Origin of the sequence: Bartonella sp. CM86QHHN (assembly GCF_042194695.1) — a bacterium.
In the GTDB taxonomy this organism is placed as follows: domain Bacteria; phylum Pseudomonadota; class Alphaproteobacteria; order Rhizobiales; family Rhizobiaceae; genus Bartonella.
The window spans coordinates 41,348-61,414 of sequence record NZ_JBHIND010000045.1 but is presented as its reverse complement, the minus strand read 5'-3'; the positions used below and the strand labels follow the sequence as shown (position 1 = coordinate 61,414).

Sequence of the window (20,067 nt, the reverse complement as noted above, 5' to 3'; positions counted from 1 at the left end):
CACTTTCATTATAAAAGTGGTGTTATATCCCTAGAAAACAATAGCTGTGATATGTAATGAACAGAAAGGTATTAGTTTTAAAAATTATCATGGTGCTATTTTTGCAAGTGAATAGAACTTATAGGTTTTTACACTTGCATCAATCATTGTGATTCTAACATATAAACGAAGCTATTAACATATTTTAATATAGGATTGTGTATGACTCGCACTTTTGCAATTCCTCCCAAAGCATCTAGAATCACTCATAAGGAAATATATCATGGTATTTTTCGTGATGATCCCTATCATTGGCTACGTGCGTCTAACTGGCAAGATGTTTTTAAAGATCCTAACTGTCTTGATCCCAATATTCGACATTATCTTGAAAAAGAAAATGCTTATCAATCAGCTCAAATGGCTGATACAAAACCATTACGAGATTTGCTTTTTACCGAAATGAAAAACAGGATCCAAGAGAATGATAGTTCTGTTCCTATAAAACATGGTCCTTTTGCTTACGGATTCTCTTATGTTACCGGAGGCCAACAACCACATTATTTTCGGACACCAAGGAATGGCGGAGAAAAAAACGTGTACCTTAATGGTGATGTCTTGGCAGAAGGCAAAGAATATTTCAAATTTGGTTCAGTTCAAGAATCTCCTGACCATACACATGTGGTATGGACCTATGATGACAAAGGATCAGAATTCTATACAGCTAAAATTCGTAATTTTGAGACATTGTCTGACTGTATGGACACAATTACTGATACATCTGGTCAAATTGTATGGGATGCTAGATCTGAAGGTTTTTTCTATACTAAGATGGATAAAAACCACCGACCTTCAGAGCTCTATTATCACCAATTAAACACAGATCAATCACAAGATAAGCTTATTTTTCGTGAAGACAATCCAGGTTTTTTCTTAGATGTAAGCGGTTCTAAGCTTAATGATGTTATTTATATTAATATTCATGATCATGAAACATCCGAGATCTGGTTAATTCCTGCTGAGGCGCCTTTTACTATTCCCCAATGTGTACGGAAACGACAAAAAGGTATTGAATATTCACTTACAGAAGGTGGTGATGTCTTTTATATTCTGACCAATTTAGATAATGCAAAAGATTTCAAAATTATGGTAGCGCCATATACATCTCCACAATCAGAAAATTGGTCTGAGTTTGTTCCACATCAGCTTGGGTGCCTAATATTATCCCATGATGCTTATCAAGATTTTCTTGTCTGGATCGAACGTTTTGAGGGGCTTCCACGTATAAAAGTAATGGAACGTACCACTAAACAAGTTAATTCCATTGCTTTTACTGAAGAGGCTTATTCTTTAGGTCTGCAAGGAGTTGCAGAATATAACAGTCCAACTATTCGTTTTTCCTATTCGTCTATGACAACACCTGATCAAGTGTTTGATTATGAGATGAAAAATTGTAAACGAATGCTTTTAAAAACGCAAATAATTCCCTCTGGGCATAATAAAGATGCATATGTAACACGACGTATTACAGCAATAGCAGACGATGGTGAGAAGATTCCTATTTCACTTTTTTATCACAAAAATACTCCCCTTGATGGTGGTGCGCCTTGTCTGCTTTACGGTTATGGTGCTTATGGGATCTCTATACCTGCCAGTTTCAATAGTAATGTACTTTCTCTAGTAAACAGAGGTTTTATTTACGCTATTGCTCATATTCGCGGAGGAAAAGAAAAGGGAGTAGAATGGTATGAGAAAGGAAAACATCTCTTTAAGCACAATACATTTACAGATTTTATTGCTTGTGGGCGTTACCTTGTAAACAATAAATTCACTTCTCACGACCGGCTGATTGCTCATGGTGGTTCAGCAGGGGGGATGTTGATGGGAGCCATTGCCAATATAGCTCCACAGGATTTTGCTGGGATCGTAGCAAATGTGCCTTTTGTTGATGTCTTAGCGACAATGTTAGATGCTTCATTGCCACTCACTCCTCCAGAATGGGCCGAATGGGGGAATCCTCTTGAATCAGAAGAAGATTATAAGCTTATTGCTTCCTATTCCCCTTACGATAATGTCAAAGCTCAAAACTATCCCCCTATACTTGTGATGGCAGGATTAACAGATCCTCGTGTAACTTACTGGGAGCCTGCAAAATGGGTGGCAAAATTACGAGACCTAAAAACAGACGATAATGCAATTTTATTACGTATTAATATGGATTCAGGGCACGCTGGTGCAGCTGGACGTTTTTCAAAGCTAGAAGAAGTTGCCTATATCTATGCATATATTCTAAAGATAGCAGGAAAAGACTTTTGCTAATCCATAATATTTTGGTATGAAAGTCTCCGATAATTTATTGGATTATAGGGACTTTCATACACTAAAAAATTATTGAGACAGTTTAAAATTCACATTCTTCATAAAGTTTCAAAACATAGTCCCAATTAATTAAATGGTCTACAAAGGCTTCGAGGTACTTCGGTCGAGTATTGCGATAATCAATGTAATAGGAATGTTCCCACACATCGACACCCAAAATAGGGTGAGCATTGTGAATTAAGGGATTTTCGCCATTAGGCGTTTTCATAATTTCAAGCTTGCCATCTTTAACAGCAACCCACGCCCATCCAGAACCAAATTGGGCACTAGCAGCAGCAATAAAATCAGCGCGGAATTTGTCGTAACCACCTAGATCAGCGTCAATAGCTTTTGCTAACTTTTCAGGAAGTTTTTGGCCACCACCATTTTTTTTCATCCAAAGCCAAAAGTGGTTATGATTGTAATACTGCGCTGCATTATTAAACAAACCAATATTTTTTCCAAAACTTTTTTTAACAATATCTTCAAGGCTTTCATTTTCTAAGCCTAACTCTTTCACAAAATTATTGGTGTTGGTAAGATAAGCGAGGTGATGCTTATCATGATGATATTCAAGCGTTTCGCGTGACATATAAGGCGAAAGGGCATCGTAATCATAAGGCAACGGGGGCAATTCAAAAGCCATTTAAAAATCTCCTCGATTCTAATTGTTAAGCTTATTTCATAAGCCTAATTTGCCATTTACCGCATTTAAAAGCAAATGTTGAATACCTAGTTTGTATGAAATAGTTTTAATGTCTCTCTTTTTGTAAAAGAAGCTTTTAGGAAATGTATATTCATCAATCAAAAAGGATATTGGTCTACATAAAGATTGCTTCTGAAGATTTTTTACATCTATGAGTGGGTAATAAATATCATTATCTTTTTAATAAAAAGTAAATGGAAATAGCTATTATTCCTTGTTTTTGTATCTCTATTTTTTCAAATACCATATAAAATGTTTTTAATTTTTGCAAAACTCTTCCAGTTTATGGGTGTATCATAATGTTTTCAACAGAATAATAAGTGTTATTTTTTAGGAAATATTTTTCAATGTGCTTGATTTTATTTTATGGTGCTACCCATGAATAATATAATGTAAAAATTAGTGGACATTACCATCTTTATGCTTAATGCAAGAGCACAGCAGCACTATCATACACTTACCGGTTGCCAATGTGGAGACAGTTTTTTTTAATTGAGCAAGATGGGATTTTAATATATCAAGAAAAGTAAATCATATGCAAATTTATTAGATACATGAGTAAACTGCAAGATTTTCATTTTCTGTTCCTAGAAAATCAATACAAAGAGCAAAATAATTGATGGATAACTGGTTCCTACTTATGTTAAAATCACAACTGTATATCAGTTTCTGCTACGAATTTGTATCGATGGCAATGCCATACAAGACTCAGAAATTTTATGATAAAAAAGTAAAGTCTTTGATTTTCAGATATTGCGTCCAATCACAGGAATCGCTATAAGGTGCAGGAGTCGCTATAAAGCGTGTTTTTTTGGGGTATAGCCAAGCGGTAAGGCACCGGTTTTTGGTACCGGCATTCCCTGGTTCGAATCCAGGTACCCCAGCCAGTTCCGGTAAAATGTTAATAAAAGTTCGGCTTGAGAGTGGATCAATCCCCTTAACTATCTATTGCTATTCATAGAAAGTCTGGTAAGCTGAAAAACACCTATTTGTAGCGGGTTAGCTCTAAATATGGTAAGGTTCTCTTGCTATAGCTATCGCTTAAAGAGCTCTTTTAAAAGATTCTTTTCTATAAGACGAGGGGTAAATGATTTATGCGCACTTGCTTTAGAAAAACTATTTGGCTGGATTTTGCGCTCTATAGCAACACCAGCGTGCAATTTTTCGTATTCCACCATCTTCATTACGTCGTACAGCATAACAATAACGCTGATCAGGAAATATATTTCGTTGCATATCGCGTACAATATGAGCAGTATGGCCATAGGGTGCTACACAATCAATAAACCATACGTATTTTCCATTCTGCCAATTGGCATCAGGTAAAAATTCTCCCTTATCAAGCATAGATTGATGATTTTTCTCATCTAAAAAAGCCCAAGTGATAAAGGCACAAAATTCTCCACATTCATTTTTATAGAGCTTGTATTGCCCAGTCTGTAAAGCTGGTCCTAAATTTCGTTCGATATCCCAGATTCGCCAGCGGCGGTATAAGGGAGATGTGAGCATTAAAACAACCATAGCTCCTAACGCTGTAAGAGGATCTATGAGTGAAGGTGATGAATTTTCATTTACAGACATTATCTTTCCTTTAGAGATTGTTCTAAAACTTTGGTAATAGGTTCAAAGAAATAGGAAATGAGACGCCGTTTTGAGGTAATGACATCCGTTGCCACAGTCATGCCAGGGATAAATTTAAGATGTTTGTTATTCAAAGTGATGTGATCTTGGTCAATTTTGATTAAAACAGCATAGACACCATTAATTTCTTTATTATAGCGCGCTGTAGCGCCTACATTAACGACTGTACCGTGGATAACACCGAAACGTTCAGGTGGAAAGGCAGAAAACTTGATGTAAGCACGTTGACCCTTTTCTAAAAAAACAATATCTCGATTATCAAAAAACGCTTCAACAATGAGACCACCTGCATCAGGGACAATACGCATAAGCGTTTTACCAGCTTCTACAAAGCCGCCCAAAGTATGGATACTTAAATCATCGATATGTCCATCAACAGGCGCATAGAGTGATAAGTGGTCAAGATGGTATTGAGTGCTATCAAGCTTTGCTTTTAATCCTTGAAGATTCAGTTCTGTTTCACGCGAAAGTTGCCGATAGCGGGCGATTTCATCGGAAATGAGACTTTTCCGTTGTTGGCGGAGGGTGTTTATTTCGGCGGCATTTTCTTCCAAACGTCTTTGATTGGTTAAAATTTCATGCTCGACATTTTTAAAATCATGTAAACGCTCTAAATAAACGGCTTGGCTAATGACTTTTGTTTCCATCAGGCTTTTTGCAGCTTTTAATTTTCCTTGGCTTAATTGACGATCATCTTCCAACCTATCTAATTGCGCATGTTGTGTTGCACCGCTGCGCTCGACGCGGTCCGCCTGTGCTTTTAGCGCTCTTAATTTATCTTGGAGAGATTGAAGGGTAGCGCTAATGAGTTTTTCCCCTTCTATTCTTGCAGTCGTGTTGCCAGAAGGAGGAGCTGGCAGATAGGCAAGCCCTTTGGTTACAAAATCTTTATCCAAAGGATTGCTTTCAGCAAGAAGTGTTGTAGGTATGTTATAAAGAAAAGAATAACCGGTATTCCACGGTAGGTTTGTGCAAATCAAAAAGGCCACACAGTATGGAGTTGTCCAGCCTTTTTATGCAAGCAAATGGGAAAATAACGCTCACTTTACAGCATTTTCTTAGAACTGATAACGTATTCCACCAGAAAAGCTCGCTCCTGTTATACCCGTTTTTTGTAGCTTTTGTTGGTAACTAACATCACCATGAAGTACGATATTGTGGGAGAGTTGTGCATTGATGCCCAAACCGCCTTCAATGGCAGTTCCGGCAGGATCAAGGTCAAATTCCTTACCAATCTGTATTTTCCCATCATCACTAAAGGTTTTAAGAAAGTTCACTTTTCCATAAAAAGAAAAGGGATAATCACTTTCGGCAGAAACAGTTTTAGTTAAACGTCCGCCAATCCGAACCAACCATTGGGAAGGATTTTTCATATCAATTTCTAGATTATCAGCATCTTTCATGGTGTCAAACGACAATTGTTGATAAACAATTTGTGCTTGTGGCTCAAACTCTATCCCTGCCATTCCTGTAGCAAATTCTTTTCCAATGGTAACCAAAGCGCTCAAGGTTTTGGCACCCTTCAAGTTTGCGGCATTCTTGATATCAGCCGTAGTGATATTTCCATCGATCATGCCATAGGAAGTTAGGACATCGACATATAAGCCATTGTTGTGTTGTATACTGCCATAAGCTGTAACCGCCCATTTATTGAGTGTGCTTTTGTCTGCACCCTCCATATCCTTAGGTGTGAAAGAGAGTTTCCCATAGGTTCCCATAAGTCCAAAATGCATGGTGATATTTTGGCTTTCCATTGCAGCTAATGCACCACCTGCTTGTACGGCAGCATAGCGAATATCAGCGCCATAGCCATATTTGAAGGGACCACGCTCAGAGGTTAAGGTAGCATTGCTACCATAGGGTGAAAAGAAGAAAGAATAATTTTGTGTTGTACGGATATCAGCTAACAATTTGCTTTGCTTAGTAATGTCGGTAAAACCAGCGTAGAAGAGAGCGTTAGGCATCACGATATAGCTTGCCACTTGCGGTACGACAGCTTCCACATGTGGACCAGGGACAGAGCCACCGGAACCGCTACCGCCACCGGAGTCAAGAAATGCTTTATGCAAGCGAAAATCCCAGAAGTTTTCATTTTTTTCATCAAAGAGGTTTTGCTCAATATTGGCTGTGCCATGGCGTGATTCTGGTCCATAAGCAGTTAGTGTGTATTTATAAGGCAAACCATCTCTTGTGATATAACCATTGGCTAATTTGAAGGAGTCTTCCATCGCTTTTCCAGAGACTTGGATAAGGGAAATACCGCCTGTATTCGAGGGGGCCGCAGCATTTTCTACACTGTTTTTATCCCCTACATCACTCTTGATATAAACTGTTGTTGTACCTGATGCATCGCCATGAATGAGAACGCGATCGGTTTTTTGATCATCTACAGCAACCCCATCGTTCCATGCCATGTTAAAGTGGATTTCTGCGTTTCCAGAAGCGTTATAGATCTCTGGAGTATCTTTTTTACCAGAACCGATATGTAATGTGTGATAATGGTTTTCTACTGGCTTTTCAAAAACAATTTTGCTGTCATTGAGGTTGAGTGCAGAAACATCAGAACGTGATCTTTGAGTGATATCAAGTAACTTGCCCGCATCATCTTTTTCTTTTGTGCTGGTGTTCACAAACCATGTTGTATTGTTTTTGAGATCAAAGCTTGTTTGTCCATTTTCGTCATTTCTTACACCACCTTGTAAGACAGAACGGTCTGCGGAGAGTGAAAAGATTTGATTAGGTTTTGGTGTATCATGGATTATCCCTACGAATAACCTATCGGCTCTGATTTCTGAATCTTTGAGGTTGAGTTTACCATTTGATGAATTGTTGGCAACAATACCCGTTCCATCTTCGATGAGAAGGTTTGTATTGGTCAGGTTTATTTCTAAAGTTTGATCGTTTTTTGAGTTATCAAAGCGTATCCCATTGCGCTGTGCTTTTGCAGAAATATCTGTGACATCAATATGTCCGCCATCTTTTACGACAAATGCTGCTCCTTTTGCACTTACACTCCCTCCCGTCATTGTGATTTTGGCTTCTTCACCATCTACATGGAGTCCGTAATTTTTAGATGTTACTGTGACATTATCATTTAAAGTAATTGTGCTACCTTGCAGAGTTTGTACTTCTCCACCAAAGGAACCTCCGCCCATTACTGTTATTTGGGAATTATCATTAGCCAAGAGAGCTTTTTCTGCATTCTTAACGGTTACATTATTTAAAGAAACCATGCTTCCTTTGTCAGCACTTATTCCTTTCTCCATAAGAAAGCCATCTTTACCGCTTGATATTTTCACATCTTTCAGCGTGTTTTCTTTGCTTGTGGTGTCAAGGAATAATGCACCTACTGCTTCGCCTTCTGTGATTTCAATAGATCCTCCTGTCATCTTGATTGTCGCATTATCACTTTGGGCTTTAACACCGATCGTAGCATTTTTAATTGTTGTGTTTCCATTCAATTCAATGGTACTGGAACCTCTTGCAAATGCGCCGAATTTTGTTCCTTTTCCATTTGCTGTGAGAGCAACGTCTTTAACATTAATATATCCACCAGCTTTTGTATATAATACACTATTGCTACCGGTAACAGTTCCCCCTGTCATAAAAATTTTTGATTGCTCACCAATTGCATGGAGGCCATCACCCTCAGATGATGTGATTTTAGCCTCATTGTCCAAAGTAATGGTACTACCACTTTGAGCATTGATTGCATCTTCTTTTGCCTCAAAAGATCCACTAGAAACCATTACTTGAGATTTGTTATCTGCATAGATGCTGCGTTTTGCTTTTGTGACGGTTACATTATTTAAAGTAATTATGCCTTTTATAGCGGAGATTCCTTTCTCCATAAGAAAGCCATCTTTTCCACTTGATATTTTCACATCTTTCAGCGTGTTTTTTTTTGCTTGCGGTGTCAAGGAATAATGCACCTACTGCTTCGCCTTCTGTGATTTCAATAGATCCTCCTGTCATTTGAATGACACCATTGTCTTTTGCTTCAAGTCCAATAACAGTCTCTTTAATGGTTGCATTATTATGCAAATCAATCATGCTGTTAGGACCAGTGGATTTTGCGCCTGTTCCTTTGTTATATGCGGTGAGAGTGATATCGGCGACATCAATATATCCGCCATTTTCTGTCAACAGAGCACTTTTTTTCCCCTTTACAGTTCCTCCAGTCATTGTGATTTTAGATTGTTCACCATCTGCATGGAGTCCATCATTTTTAGATGTTACTGTGACATTATCGTTTAAAGTAATGGTACTGCATTGTTTAGCTTGTACCTCACCGCCAAAGGAACTGACAGATATTATCACATGTGCATCAGAAGATGCTGCTACGGATAAATCTGCTTCATTAACGGTTACATTTTTTTAAGTAATTATGCCTTTTCTAGCGGAGATTCCTTTGCTCATCGAAGTGTTGTCTTTACCGCTTGATAATTTCACGTTTTCCAATATCGTTGTGCCACTGTCATCAGTGTCTGATATAACGCCATAATCGGCTGCAATAACACCTCCTATCATCTTAAATGTACTACCATGCCATATTCCAACACCACTATGCAGCTGAGTATCGTTTGCACTTTTAATGGTTGTATCCCATAACTCAATTGAAGATTGGGTTCTAAGGACTACAGCATCCAAATCGTTGTTTATTGGATGACCTCCGGTCAGTGTTAAGTTTTTACCGATGACTTTTCCACTATTTGTTGTTTGAATATATTCATAAGTCTTGTTTGATACGTTTTTTACTTCTCCTTTATCAACTTCAAGAGATTCAGCATGTACGTTGAGATTTTTGCCAAAAAGCATAATTGCTGCGATAGCTGTACAGGAGAGTAAAGATTTTTTAGACATAGCTGTTCCTCCCTTATAAGCTCCGCATGTTCTCCCCGCTTAGAAGTAAGGAAAATAAACAATTTAAATTTTAATTACAATACTTACCTATTAGTTAATTTGTTATTATTTGTCAAATATTATAAATTTACTTTTTAATAAAATAAATCATTTTTATTGTTTAATACATAGTATATTAATAGTTAATATATATTAATACTTAAAATATTTTAAATAAAAACATCAAATGAGAGACAAAACAATATTTTTGTTATGAAATAAGTTAGGATTGAGATATTTTCGTTTAAAAGCTTTGTCCTGAAAGAGTAAAAGCACTTTCAGTAATAAGTAATAATAGTGCAAACAAATGACAGGTTGGTAGGGATTTTTCTGTTGGAAGTAAGTACAAGTTTCTACTCATCATCTTGAGAAAGAGGAAGTGACGAGATTTCTGTATCAAGCGCATCCATAAAATCGATAATAAAAACAGCATTAGTCCCCAAATCTCTTGGCGAATAACGAGAAGCAGAACGCATATCAACAAAAGTTGTATCCCCTTCACCAGTTAAACGAATAACAATATCTGAAATAAAGCCAAGGTAAAAAGTTTTTGCCATTGTTTCAATATAAAGCGCATCTTCTTCACCTTTAAACTTTTTTTGAGCCACAACTGGCCAATCATACGCAGCTAAAACATTGAGAACGGATTCGCGAATACGGTCAGGTGATCCATCATAACGGCGCCCCGATATTTCTGGCCATTGTGACATCTGTAATGTTGTTTGTTCAGTCAAAACACTTTTGAGCGGTAAAGCAATGCACAAGCTTGTAGGCATAATTATGTGTCTACAAACTTGACAGGAAGGTTTAGGTGCATAATTTTACAAAATTATATATTTAATTTGGATTTTTTTTATGAATGAGATTATTAGTATTATTGTAGAATTATTATTTTCTATAGGTGCTTTATTTATATTTTTCTATACATTGTTTTCATATTATAAATCTAAAGGTTATAGTAAAAAGGAAATTTGGAAAAAAATTTTGTTAAGAATATTTTTGTTCGTTATATTATTTTCTATAATATTTTTTATTTATATACGTTATTTCTATGAACAATGATTATTCATTATTAATTTATAATTATAGATTAATTTGGAAATTTTATTTTTATATTATTTTACTTTATTAACTTTTGTATGATATAATATATATTAATGTTTATTGTTTTTATATATATTTAATTTGGATTTTTTATGAGTGATATTATTCGTATTATTGCAGAATTATTATCTTCTACATGTGCTTTCTTTATATTTTTCTATGCAATGTTTTTACGGTATAAATTTAAAGGTTATAGTAACAAAGAAATTGTGAAAAAAATGTTTTTAAGCACATTTTTGTTCATTATATTTGTTATATTACTTTCTATAACAGTTTTTATTTGTATACGTTATTTATATGAAAAATGATTATTTATTATCTTTATATAATAATATTTTTGATATTTTATTTTCAATATTTGTTTTTATATTTTTATTAAGTTATAGATAAAGTGGTGAAAGTTGGAAAAATAGTATAAAGGAAGCAATTAAGACATTTAGTGGGTTATTTTTGGCGTTTTGTTTTATTTATGTTGCGTTTAAATATATTAGATATTAGTATTTATATTTAAATTATGTTTGATGAAAAATTATTTTCATTTAAATAAGTTTCTATTATTTGTAATAATATATATATTTTTTTTTATTATGAAATTTCTTTATAAAATTGAAATAATCATTTATTGTAAAATACAGATGAATTTATGTGTATTTTATTGTTAATTTTTTCTGTAACTATATTACATATGCATCATATTTTATGATAAATGTATTTCATCTTTCTTGATGAGGGTGTATTTTTCTATTTTCTTTGGAAAAATGCGCCTGTAAGAAATGCTTAATTTCCTTATTAGAGAAGTCTTCTTTCCTACTTTTATGATGAGATTTCTGAGCATAAAAAATATATGTAAAATCAATTATAGTATTTAAGTTTAGAATTTGAATTCAAATATTTTATCTATATGTCACGCGCTAAAAAGAGGCTATAAGTTGCTTTTGGGTGTTTAAAGAACTTGTCAGTAATGCTTATGGCCGTCGAGAGACGATAAATGTTTTGTGCGTTTCTGCACGTCTCAAAATTTATTTTTGAAATAAGCTAATTTAGTAAATGTAACTTACTATACTTCTAACCTCTACTCATTATCTTCAGCAAGAGGAAGTGAGGCGATTTCTGTATCAAGTGCATCCATAAAATCGATAATAAAAGCAGCATTTGTCCCCAAATCTCTTGGCAAATAACGAGAAGTAGAACGCATATCAACAAAAGTTGTATCCCCTTCATCAGTTAAACGAATAACAATATCTAAAATAAAGCCAAGGTAAAAAGTTTTTGCTCTCGTTTCGATATAAATTTCATTTTCTTCGCCTTTGAATTCTCGTTGCGCTACAACAGGCCAATCATACGCAGCTAAAACATTAAGAACGGATTCGCGAATACGGTCAGGTGAGCCATCATAACGGCGCCCCGATATTTCTGGCCATTGTGACATCTGTATTGCTGCTTGTTCAGTCAAAACACTTTTGAGTGGTAAAGCATCGCTGGGACGTATTGTGCGAAAAAAAGCCGGTGGTCTTTGTGTATCGGTAGAAACGTCGTAAAGAGCCGGTAAGGTAAACCAAAGTCCAAAAAAGAGCATCAATGGTGTGGCTGTTATCAACGAATAAATGATCCCTTTTAAAGCTTTCATTCCCCCTAGAGCACCATAGACCCACAAACTATGAAGTGCTTTAATAGCCAGAAAAAGAGAAATAATTACACAGCCAGTAGAGATTCCGATCAAAATTATGAAGTCAGTTACGTTAATGACGGAAAAACGTTGTAAAATGACTGAAAATAATAAAATAAAGAACGACAATCCACCAAATCGAGGGGACCATACTGCTGCTCTTGAAACGAACCGAACATATCTCTTCTTCATGAAGTTTTTCCCCTCGATTGTAAACTATAAGCCAAGTTTTTTCAGAGTGCTATCTTACAAAAAGCTTCTGCTCATAAACCAAAAATAAAGCACTTATTTTTGAGGTCAAGGATGCGTAATGTCTTATAAGTTTCCAGCGGTTATTTTAGCACTTCATTGAAAGTGATCAGTATTTCTTCTATAGTTTATCATGTTATTGATGCGAATTTTATGGGAATGTTTGTAAATAAAAAGAAATAAACTCAAATAACAAGTTCTACGGTTGTTAGCAGCATATATTTTTAGAACTTTACTCTTGATTTTTCTCTTCTGATTGCGGGGAGTTTTTTCTGTCAGATAATGCGTATCAAATAGGATATGATGATGTGCAATAGAGATTTCATTCTATCTCAATAAAAAATTTAAGGATCTACAATCAGATAAATCTGAATTCGAATATTTGATTAATAGAGAAAAAAGATAACCATTTTGATAGGCTTCATGTATTTTATAGAAAGGAAGGTGTTGTACAAATGAGAGGTTAGTCCGTTTTTATTCATAAAATATGCGGCAGGTTGCAGATGAAAGAAAAGCTTCACTTTCTTTTTTTGCAAGGGAAGAAGGGACAAAAATACGTAAAATAACAAACCCTTCATTCAAATTTTTAGCAACCAAAACTGAATTGGCATTTTTTTTAGGTTTTGATTTTTTGAGTTCTATGATTTGTATTGGTTTTCCAATAATAAGATCGAGTGTCGCATCAGGGGCGGTTCGGTCATTAAGGCTATAGAAAATAATTCCGTCGTGTGTGTAGGCTGCTAGTGACCAAAATTGGCGTGTTTTCAAAGCTTTTAAATGAACAGGTCCATTTTCAAGATTAAATCTGCAGACTTTAAGAAGAAAGAGTGGATCAGCAGATTGCTGAATAGGATTATTGGGCGTAAAATCAACAAATTGATAAGGGGCTCCGGATTTTTTTAGTGCTGTCCATATATTATTTTGTGCCCAATAGGGGATCAGAAAGAGAACGCAAATATGAACGATAATAGCGCCAATGATTGCAAGAAGTGCGGTATAAATAAATCTAGTCACAATTTATTTGTCCTGATGGGATTTGTTCTATTGATGGCATTGTAAGCTTTTGTAATGCCGTTGCAGAGATGATTGAGGTATCGTATAAGGTAAGAATAAGCCCGAATTCTTTTGGACTAATTGTTGCAAGCCAATTACCGGTTTGCGGTGTGGGTGAAATATTGATGCGCAATGAGCCATCATGCTCATAGATAATATTGTCAGTGTGGAGTTCAAAAGGTATTTCTTTGGATGAAGTATAGGGTTTAAGGGACTTGTCAGCTGTATAAAGGGTAAAAAGACGGGTTTCAGGGATGGTGCCTTTGAGCAAATAATGACAGCGAGGGTGGAGTGGACGCCCTTGGTTATCTTGCCAAATCTGGAATTGAATACCTTCAGTTCGTCCGAGTGAAACAATGCCTCGTTTAGCGGTGTGGGCGCGGGTATAAGGATCCATATTAGCGGTTCCCACCTGTGGATAAGCACTCCATTTTCCAATTCTAAAGAGTCCAAAATGAGGAAAGGAATTGAGCACATAATCGACACTCAGTGTTCCACATAAAATGGAAAAAGCGAAGATAAAAAAGAAAATGGTGATATTAAAAAACATCAGTGAATATCTTGAATTCAAAATGTTGAATCTCCAGTTGTTTTCATTTTCAAAGAAATTACAGATGTTTTTTTCAGATCTTTGTTAATCAATCGCACAATATTCAATGTTTCAGGAGAAAGCGTAGAGGGTATTGGAGGAGGAACTTCAGAATCTGCATGGGAAGAAAGTACTGGGGGCTGATAAGGAAGGAGAGAATCTTTAACACCATAGAGCTGTTTGAGCATGATATTTTGATGTGCAGCAAGCATGATGCGATGCCATATCATGGCAGGAACGCCACCCCCAAAAGCACGATTCATCGGTGAAAAGTTATCATTTCCCATCCATACCGCTCCTGTATAATTGCCTGTAAAGCCAACAAACCAAGCATCACGATAAGATTGTGATGTTCCAGTTTTCCCAGCGACGAGAGTCATGGGTAGAGCAGCACGCTTACCAGATCCTCGTGTCGTGACACCCACCATCATTTGGTTCATATAAGCTGTTGATTGTTCATTCAGAACTCGGTGTAGTTTTTTTCCGTTATGTTCGAAATCCCACACGACACGACCATCAATTGTTTTGATTTGCGTAAACCCATGACGATTACCAGCTATCCCGCCATTCGCAAAGACATTAAAGCCAGTTGCTTGATCCATGGGGGTCATGTTGGAAGTGCCCAGAACCATCGTTTTGTGTGATAAAATATGCGCGTTAATCCCCATATTCTTGATGAGATCTATGATGGGTTGGGTATCACGGTTAAGATATTGATAGGTGAGATACACAGGGACTGTATTAATAGAAAAAGCTAAAGCTGTTGCTAAATCAATTTTTCCCAAATAACGACCAGAATTATTTTTGGGTGTCCAACCTCCCCAATTGATAGGAGCATCTAAAACGATTGTCGAGGGAGACAGTCCGTGTTCCAGTGCGGTTGCGTAAACATAAGGTTTGAATGAAGAACCAGTTTGCCGTCCGCCTTGTGTTGCTCTGTTAAATTGGCTCTTTTTATAATCGAGTCCTCCAACAATTGCGCATACGGCACCGTTATTATCGAGTATAACGGTGGCAGCTTGGGTTACGTGATATTGTTGACCATATTGATGTAAATGATATGCGATTGATTCTTCTGCTGCTTTTTGAATATTCGGATCAAGGGTTGTTTGAATAATTAAACTATGGCTTGGAAGTTGATTGCGCATTTTTTTGACTTCCTCGAATGCCCAATCAAGAAAATAATCTGGCTGATTATTTTCTCTTTGGGGAAGTGTCTTAGCAGGGTGGCGATGCGCATTGATAATTTGGCTCTTTGTCATAAAGCCACTATTAACAAGATTAGAAAGGACGACATTGGCACGTGTTTGAGCAGCAAAGAGATGACTATGAGGAGCATATTTTGTTGGAGCTTTAAAGAGTCCTGCTAACATAGCAGATTCACTTAAAGAGACATGACGGATATCTTTTCCAAAATAAAATTTTGCAGCGGCTGCAATACCAAAATTGTTTCCTCCCATATAGGCTCGGTCAAGGTAAAGTTGTAAAATCTGCTTTTTGCTAAAATTTGCTTCTAGCCAAAGAGCAAGATAAGCTTCTTTGATTTTACGTGTTATGGTTCTTTCGTTTGTTAAAAATAAATTTTTAGCCAATTGTTGTGTGAGAGTTGAACCACCTTGCACCACACCTTTAGCTTGCATATTTTGTGAAATTGCCCGTGTAAGTCCTTGAAAATCAATACCCCAATGATCAAAAAAACGACGGTCTTCTGTAGCGAGAACCGCTTTAATGACAGTGTCAGGCATTTCTTCAACGGGGACAGAGATTGCCGGCAGTGCACCACGGTGCCCAATGGAATTTCCATAGCGATCTAGAAAAAGAATGGAAAAGTTTTTAGGAGAAGACCAATCTGTTTTGGTCAGTTCAAAAACAGAAATGCCCAAAATAGTGAAAAGAGTAAATCCCATCAACCCTAATGTCAGTATTTCATCGAGAACTTCAACGATAAAACGTTTCCATCCTTGAAGATGAAAATTTTGTGAGACGATTTTTGCCTTTTTCCAGAAAAAACTGTTAGCAGAACGAATGTGATAAAGCGCTGTGTCTAATCGTGCGTCTAATTCAATGAGAGCAGGACTATGAAATGGCTTACGGTGCTGCCCTTTCTTTTTTTTAAAAAAATCAAACATTTAAAGAGAGCCTATGGCAAAGCAATACAACCAAACAAATCTACAATAATTATATAGAGTAGAAGTATTTTTTTTCTATAGTTCTAACAGAGAAAGAATTTGTTTTAGAATTATTCATTTTTTGTAAGATAGTATATTAATATTTTATTATTTTATTGAATAAATTTTATTCTCATTATTAAAAATATTTTTTTGATTTTTTAAAAATTTGGAGTAATGTTAATATGTTATTCTGTAAGATAGAGGATAAATTGTTTCCATTTGTGATTTTTTAATCGACCAAAAAAAAACATTATTTCTTTTATCCTTTATCAAGGAAGAGAAGAGATGGGTTATTGAAATATTTATGATGAAAAAAAAATTCTTGTTCGTAATAATAGCAGCTTTTTTAGAAGCAGATTCTGTTCTAGCTTCTGGGTGTGCTGAAGTAGGTAAGAAGGCTGCCGCGCAAGAGAGCGGGGTTCTCGTCCGTTCAAAACCGGTTGTTCAGGATGGAAAGGACATGTGTGCAATTGTGGTTGTTGTACCAGCCCGTAATGGTGAAAAGTTACGTCGTGTTGAGTTTTTTGTTCCTGCTGATTAGTCTTTAGCAGATGGTGTTGTGATGCGTATCTTAATTGTTGAAGATGATCGGAATCTTCACCATCAATTAGCAGAAGCTGTAAGACGTGCAGGATATGTTTCCGATAGTGCTTTCGATGGTGAAGAGGCTTATTTTTTAGGGAGCACAGAGTCTTACGACGCGGTGATACTTGATATAGGTTTACCGCAGATTGATGGTATTAGTGTTGTTGAAAAGTGGCGTCAAGAAGGGCTCTCCATGCCTGTTTTAATGCTAACGGCGCGAGACCGTTGGTCTGATAAGGTGCAAGGTATTGATGCTGGAGCTGACGATTATGTTGTGAAGCCATTTCATTTGGAGGAAGTGATGGCGCGCTTGCGAGCATTAATTCGTCGCACTACGGGACATGCGACAAGTGCATTATGTTGCGGAAATGTTTTGTTGGATACAAAGACGTCTCGTGTTTTTGTGGATGGTCAATTGATTAAACTAACATCTTATGAATTCAGACTGCTTTCGTATCTCATGCATCATTGTGACAGGGTCATTTCAAGAACAGAGCTTACTGAACATCTTTATGATCAGGATTTTGATAAGGACTCGAATACAGTGGAAGTCTTTGTAGGTCGGTTACGGAAAAAGCTTGGAGTGGATTTGATTGAAACTATTCGAGGAATGGGATATCGCGTGAGAACGCGAGGTGATTAATGAATGTTTTTGAAGAGAATAATTGGTATAGGAGGTTCTTTTTTGTAATTACTCGATCTCTCAGTTTACGTGTTATGATCTTATCAACATTATGGGTTGTTATTTCTCTTTTATCGATTTCTGCAGTAAGTATTTTATTTTATAAGCGTTCGACTGAACAAAGCCTAGAGCGTATCCTTTCTGCTCAACTCTACAGTCTTATTGCAACAGTGACGGTGTCATCGGAAGGTACTTTGATAGGAGGGGCTGGGATTGATGATATTCGTTATTCTGATCCAACAACAGGATGGTATTGGGAAGTTGTTGCGATATCCCATAATTTAAAAGGAAGATTGACATCTCCCTCATTGGGAACAGGCGAGATATTTACACCAAGTGATGTTGATATACCTTTTGACAATAAATTCTTTCGCTCTTATCGGATAACGGGGAACAATGGTCAAAAGCTACAAGTGATTGAGAGTGATGTTGTTCTTGATAATAAAAATCATATTGCACGTTTTCGGCTTGTTGGGAATATCGATGAAGCTCATGCCCAGGTAAAGGAATTTAAGCGAACTTTGCAAATTTTTCTTTGGAGTTTCGGTATCGGGAGTGTTCTTATTAATATTGCTATTATTTTCTTTAGTTTTCAACCGTTGAAGCTTATTCGACGTGCATTGAATGATATTCGCGAAGGAAGAGTTCATTATGTGAATACGGATTTAGTAAGCGAAGTGATGCCGCTTGTACAAGAGATGAATGCTCTCATTAATAATAATCAGCGTATTATCGAGCGATTTCGCACACAGGTTGGTAATCTCGCGCATTCATTGAAGACGCCTCTATCCGTGATTATGAATGAGACAGATAAGATGCGCGGAGAAAAGGCTAGTTTGTTGAGAGAGCAAACGCAAATAATGCAAGCTCAAATCAATCATTATCTTCAGCGTGCGCGGATTGCAGCACAATGCGATAGTGTTGTCTATCATACGTCTGTTCGCAGTGTGCTTGAACGCTTGGTGCGGGTTATGAAAAAGCTTAATCCTGAAAAACAAATTCAATTTATTATGGATATTGATGATATTGTTTTTTCTGGAGAGAAGGAAGATTTAGAAGAAATTATAGGAAATTTGATTGAAAATGCTACTCAGTGGTCTCGCGCAAAGGTTTTGATCTCTTGTTGTTTAGAAGAAAATGCTGAAGAAACAGAATATTTTAGTATCTTTGTAGAAGATGATGGTCCTGGTTTAACAGAAGACAAAATTGATGAAGCATTAAAAAGAGGGCGGCGGTTTAATGAAAGTAAACTAGGGTCAGGCTTAGGGTTAGCAATTGTTTCAGATATGGTCAGTGAATATGGTGGCAATCTCTTTTTATCACGTTCTGATTTGGGTGGATTGTATGCAAAAGTTTTATTACCTAAGATGGGAGAATAACATATTTTCTCCTTAAGCAAGAAATGTCTATAAAGTTTGTAAAGCAGTATTTTCAGATAATACATCAAAGAGTAGGGAAACATTGTTTTTAGTTTCTTTGTTTAATTGATGTATATAATAGATTTTATAATATTCTCCATGAAAAAATGAATTTTTATTAATTCACATCATTTTTCTCATGAAGAGGATAAAATGTAAGTGAGTTATTCTCTATTCGTATTGGAAAAAAACGATATGCTCTTATTAATTTTTGCAGCATTTTTTCTGATTTTTCTGGCAAGTGTTCTTTTTCTTTCACTACGGTTTGACGATGAGATAAAAAAAGAATGGAAAGTTCAAACCATGGATGGTTACAGAAGCCATAAGCGTATGATTGAGTTTAACAAGCTTTACATGCATTATAAAAAAAGAAATATTCTTAAGGCTTTAAGTATCTTGTTTGTTCTCCTTATGACATGGAATATTTATGGGCTGACAGGCAATCCAGAAGTGAAAAGTTATTTTTTTAGCGAATTAATGGATAAAAATCCTCAAACTCTTAGTAAGCAAGAAAAGCTTATTCGTTTACAAGTGCTTTTTTTCCGTGCACCTCATGATGGCAAGCTAGCAGATGCGTTAGCGGTAGGGTATCTCGAAGAAAGCCTTTTTCAAGAAGCAGTGAATACTTATTTAGATGCACTTCGTTTGAATGGAGAAACAGCTCCAAGGCTTGTAGGATACGGTTTAGCATTGGTTGGTTATGAAGGGGGAGTGATAACGCAAGAAGCGCAAAATGCTTTTCAAAAAGCAGCAGATTTAGCGCCAACAGATTTTTATCCACGTTTATTGTTGGCCGATGCATTGCATCAAGCAGGAAAAACTGCGCAGGCAGTACAATTTTTACAAAGCTTTCTTGATACAATGCCTGAAAATTTTTCAGGACAATCACGTGTTAAAAAAATGATGATTCAGTTACGTGATTTATCGAGTGAGTATACAAAGAAAAGAAATCTTGCACCTATGTAGA

The 20,067-nt window shown here is 36.2% G+C and carries 15 protein-coding genes, 1 tRNA gene and 1 pseudogene; 6 read left to right on the top strand and 11 right to left on the bottom strand.

From position 1 onward, the window contains the following. Nucleotides 1-201: 201 nt before the first annotated feature. A complete protein-coding gene (locus ACFIKX_RS03635) occupies nt 202-2,295 on the top strand; it encodes a S9 family peptidase (RefSeq protein ID WP_375628285.1) in 2,094 nt (697 codons plus the stop codon). An 82-nt stretch (nt 2,296-2,377) separates the two neighbouring features. Here ACFIKX_RS03635 and ACFIKX_RS03630 read toward each other — a convergent pair whose 3' ends face one another. Beyond that, complete coding sequence (locus ACFIKX_RS03630) at nt 2,378-2,980, bottom strand: superoxide dismutase (protein ID WP_375628283.1); 603 nt, start codon at nt 2,978-2,980, stop codon at nt 2,378-2,380. A gap of 872 nt (nt 2,981-3,852) precedes the next feature. Here ACFIKX_RS03630 and ACFIKX_RS03625 point away from each other — a divergent pair. Next, nucleotides 3,853-3,927, top strand: a tRNA-Gln gene (locus ACFIKX_RS03625). Between the two features lie 229 nt (nt 3,928-4,156). Here the strand turns inward: ACFIKX_RS03625 and ACFIKX_RS03620 are convergent. The 10 genes and pseudogenes from ACFIKX_RS03620 to ACFIKX_RS03575 all read right to left on the bottom strand — a co-directional run bounded on the left by ACFIKX_RS03620 (nt 4,157) and on the right by ACFIKX_RS03575 (nt 16,373). Beyond that, a complete protein-coding gene (locus ACFIKX_RS03620; RefSeq protein WP_375628281.1) occupies nt 4,157-4,621 on the bottom strand; it encodes a toxin-activating lysine-acyltransferase in 465 nt (154 codons plus the stop codon). After that, entirely contained in the window at nt 4,621-5,661 is a 1,041-nt protein-coding gene (locus tag ACFIKX_RS03615; protein WP_375628279.1) for an HlyD family type I secretion periplasmic adaptor subunit, read from the bottom strand. The genes ACFIKX_RS03620 and ACFIKX_RS03615 overlap by 1 nt, the downstream gene beginning before the upstream one ends. Nucleotides 5,662-5,739: 78 nt before the next feature. Beyond that, a complete protein-coding gene (locus tag ACFIKX_RS03610; protein ID WP_375638130.1) occupies nt 5,740-8,532 on the bottom strand; it encodes an autotransporter outer membrane beta-barrel domain-containing protein in 2,793 nt (930 codons plus the stop codon). Further along, nucleotides 8,486-9,001: a hypothetical protein gene (locus tag ACFIKX_RS03605; protein ID WP_375661210.1), complete on the bottom strand. Its 516-nt coding sequence runs from the start codon at nt 8,999-9,001 to the stop codon at nt 8,486-8,488. Before ACFIKX_RS03605 ends, ACFIKX_RS03610 begins: the two co-directional genes overlap by 47 nt. 57 nt (nt 9,002-9,058) lie before the next feature. Beyond that, the gene (locus tag ACFIKX_RS03600; protein WP_375628222.1) at nt 9,059-9,544 is read right to left on the bottom strand and encodes a hypothetical protein; all 486 of its coding nucleotides are present in this window, start codon (nt 9,542-9,544) and stop codon (nt 9,059-9,061) included. 392 nt (nt 9,545-9,936) lie between these two features. Beyond that, nucleotides 9,937-10,338, bottom strand: a pseudogene (locus tag ACFIKX_RS03595) (DUF1499 domain-containing protein); the annotation flags it as partial. A gap of 1,421 nt (nt 10,339-11,759) precedes the next feature. Beyond that, complete coding sequence (locus tag ACFIKX_RS03590) at nt 11,760-12,545, bottom strand: DUF1499 domain-containing protein (protein ID WP_375628221.1); 786 nt, start codon at nt 12,543-12,545, stop codon at nt 11,760-11,762. Between the two features lie 531 nt (nt 12,546-13,076). After that, nucleotides 13,077-13,616, bottom strand: coding sequence for a hypothetical protein (locus ACFIKX_RS03585; RefSeq protein ID WP_375628219.1), 540 nt, complete (start codon nt 13,614-13,616; stop codon nt 13,077-13,079). Next, the gene (locus ACFIKX_RS03580) at nt 13,609-14,205 is read right to left on the bottom strand and encodes a DUF1214 domain-containing protein (RefSeq protein ID WP_375628217.1); all 597 of its coding nucleotides are present in this window, start codon (nt 14,203-14,205) and stop codon (nt 13,609-13,611) included. Before ACFIKX_RS03580 ends, ACFIKX_RS03585 begins: the two co-directional genes overlap by 8 nt. A gap of 17 nt (nt 14,206-14,222) precedes the next feature. After that, nucleotides 14,223-16,373 carry a transglycosylase domain-containing protein gene (locus tag ACFIKX_RS03575; protein ID WP_375628215.1) on the bottom strand — a complete coding sequence of 717 codons (2,151 nt, stop codon included), beginning with the start codon at nt 16,371-16,373 and terminating at the stop codon, nt 14,223-14,225. Between the two features lie 346 nt (nt 16,374-16,719). Here ACFIKX_RS03575 and ACFIKX_RS03570 point away from each other — a divergent pair, with 346 nt between their 5' ends. From ACFIKX_RS03570 to ACFIKX_RS03555, 4 genes are all read left to right on the top strand, one after another. Beyond that, entirely contained in the window at nt 16,720-16,956 is a 237-nt protein-coding gene (locus ACFIKX_RS03570; RefSeq protein WP_375622279.1) for a hypothetical protein, read from the top strand. A gap of 21 nt (nt 16,957-16,977) precedes the next feature. Next, nucleotides 16,978-17,643 (top strand): response regulator transcription factor, encoded by a 666-nt coding sequence (locus tag ACFIKX_RS03565; RefSeq protein ID WP_375628225.1) that lies wholly within the window; start codon nt 16,978-16,980, stop codon nt 17,641-17,643. Beyond that, complete coding sequence (locus ACFIKX_RS03560; RefSeq protein ID WP_375628213.1) at nt 17,643-19,061, top strand: ATP-binding protein; 1,419 nt, start codon at nt 17,643-17,645, stop codon at nt 19,059-19,061. The genes ACFIKX_RS03565 and ACFIKX_RS03560 overlap by 1 nt, the downstream gene beginning before the upstream one ends. 234 nt (nt 19,062-19,295) lie before the next feature. Then, a complete protein-coding gene (locus ACFIKX_RS03555) occupies nt 19,296-20,066 on the top strand; it encodes a tetratricopeptide repeat protein (RefSeq protein WP_375628212.1) in 771 nt (256 codons plus the stop codon). The last annotated feature ends 1 nt before the right edge of the window (nt 20,067 follow it).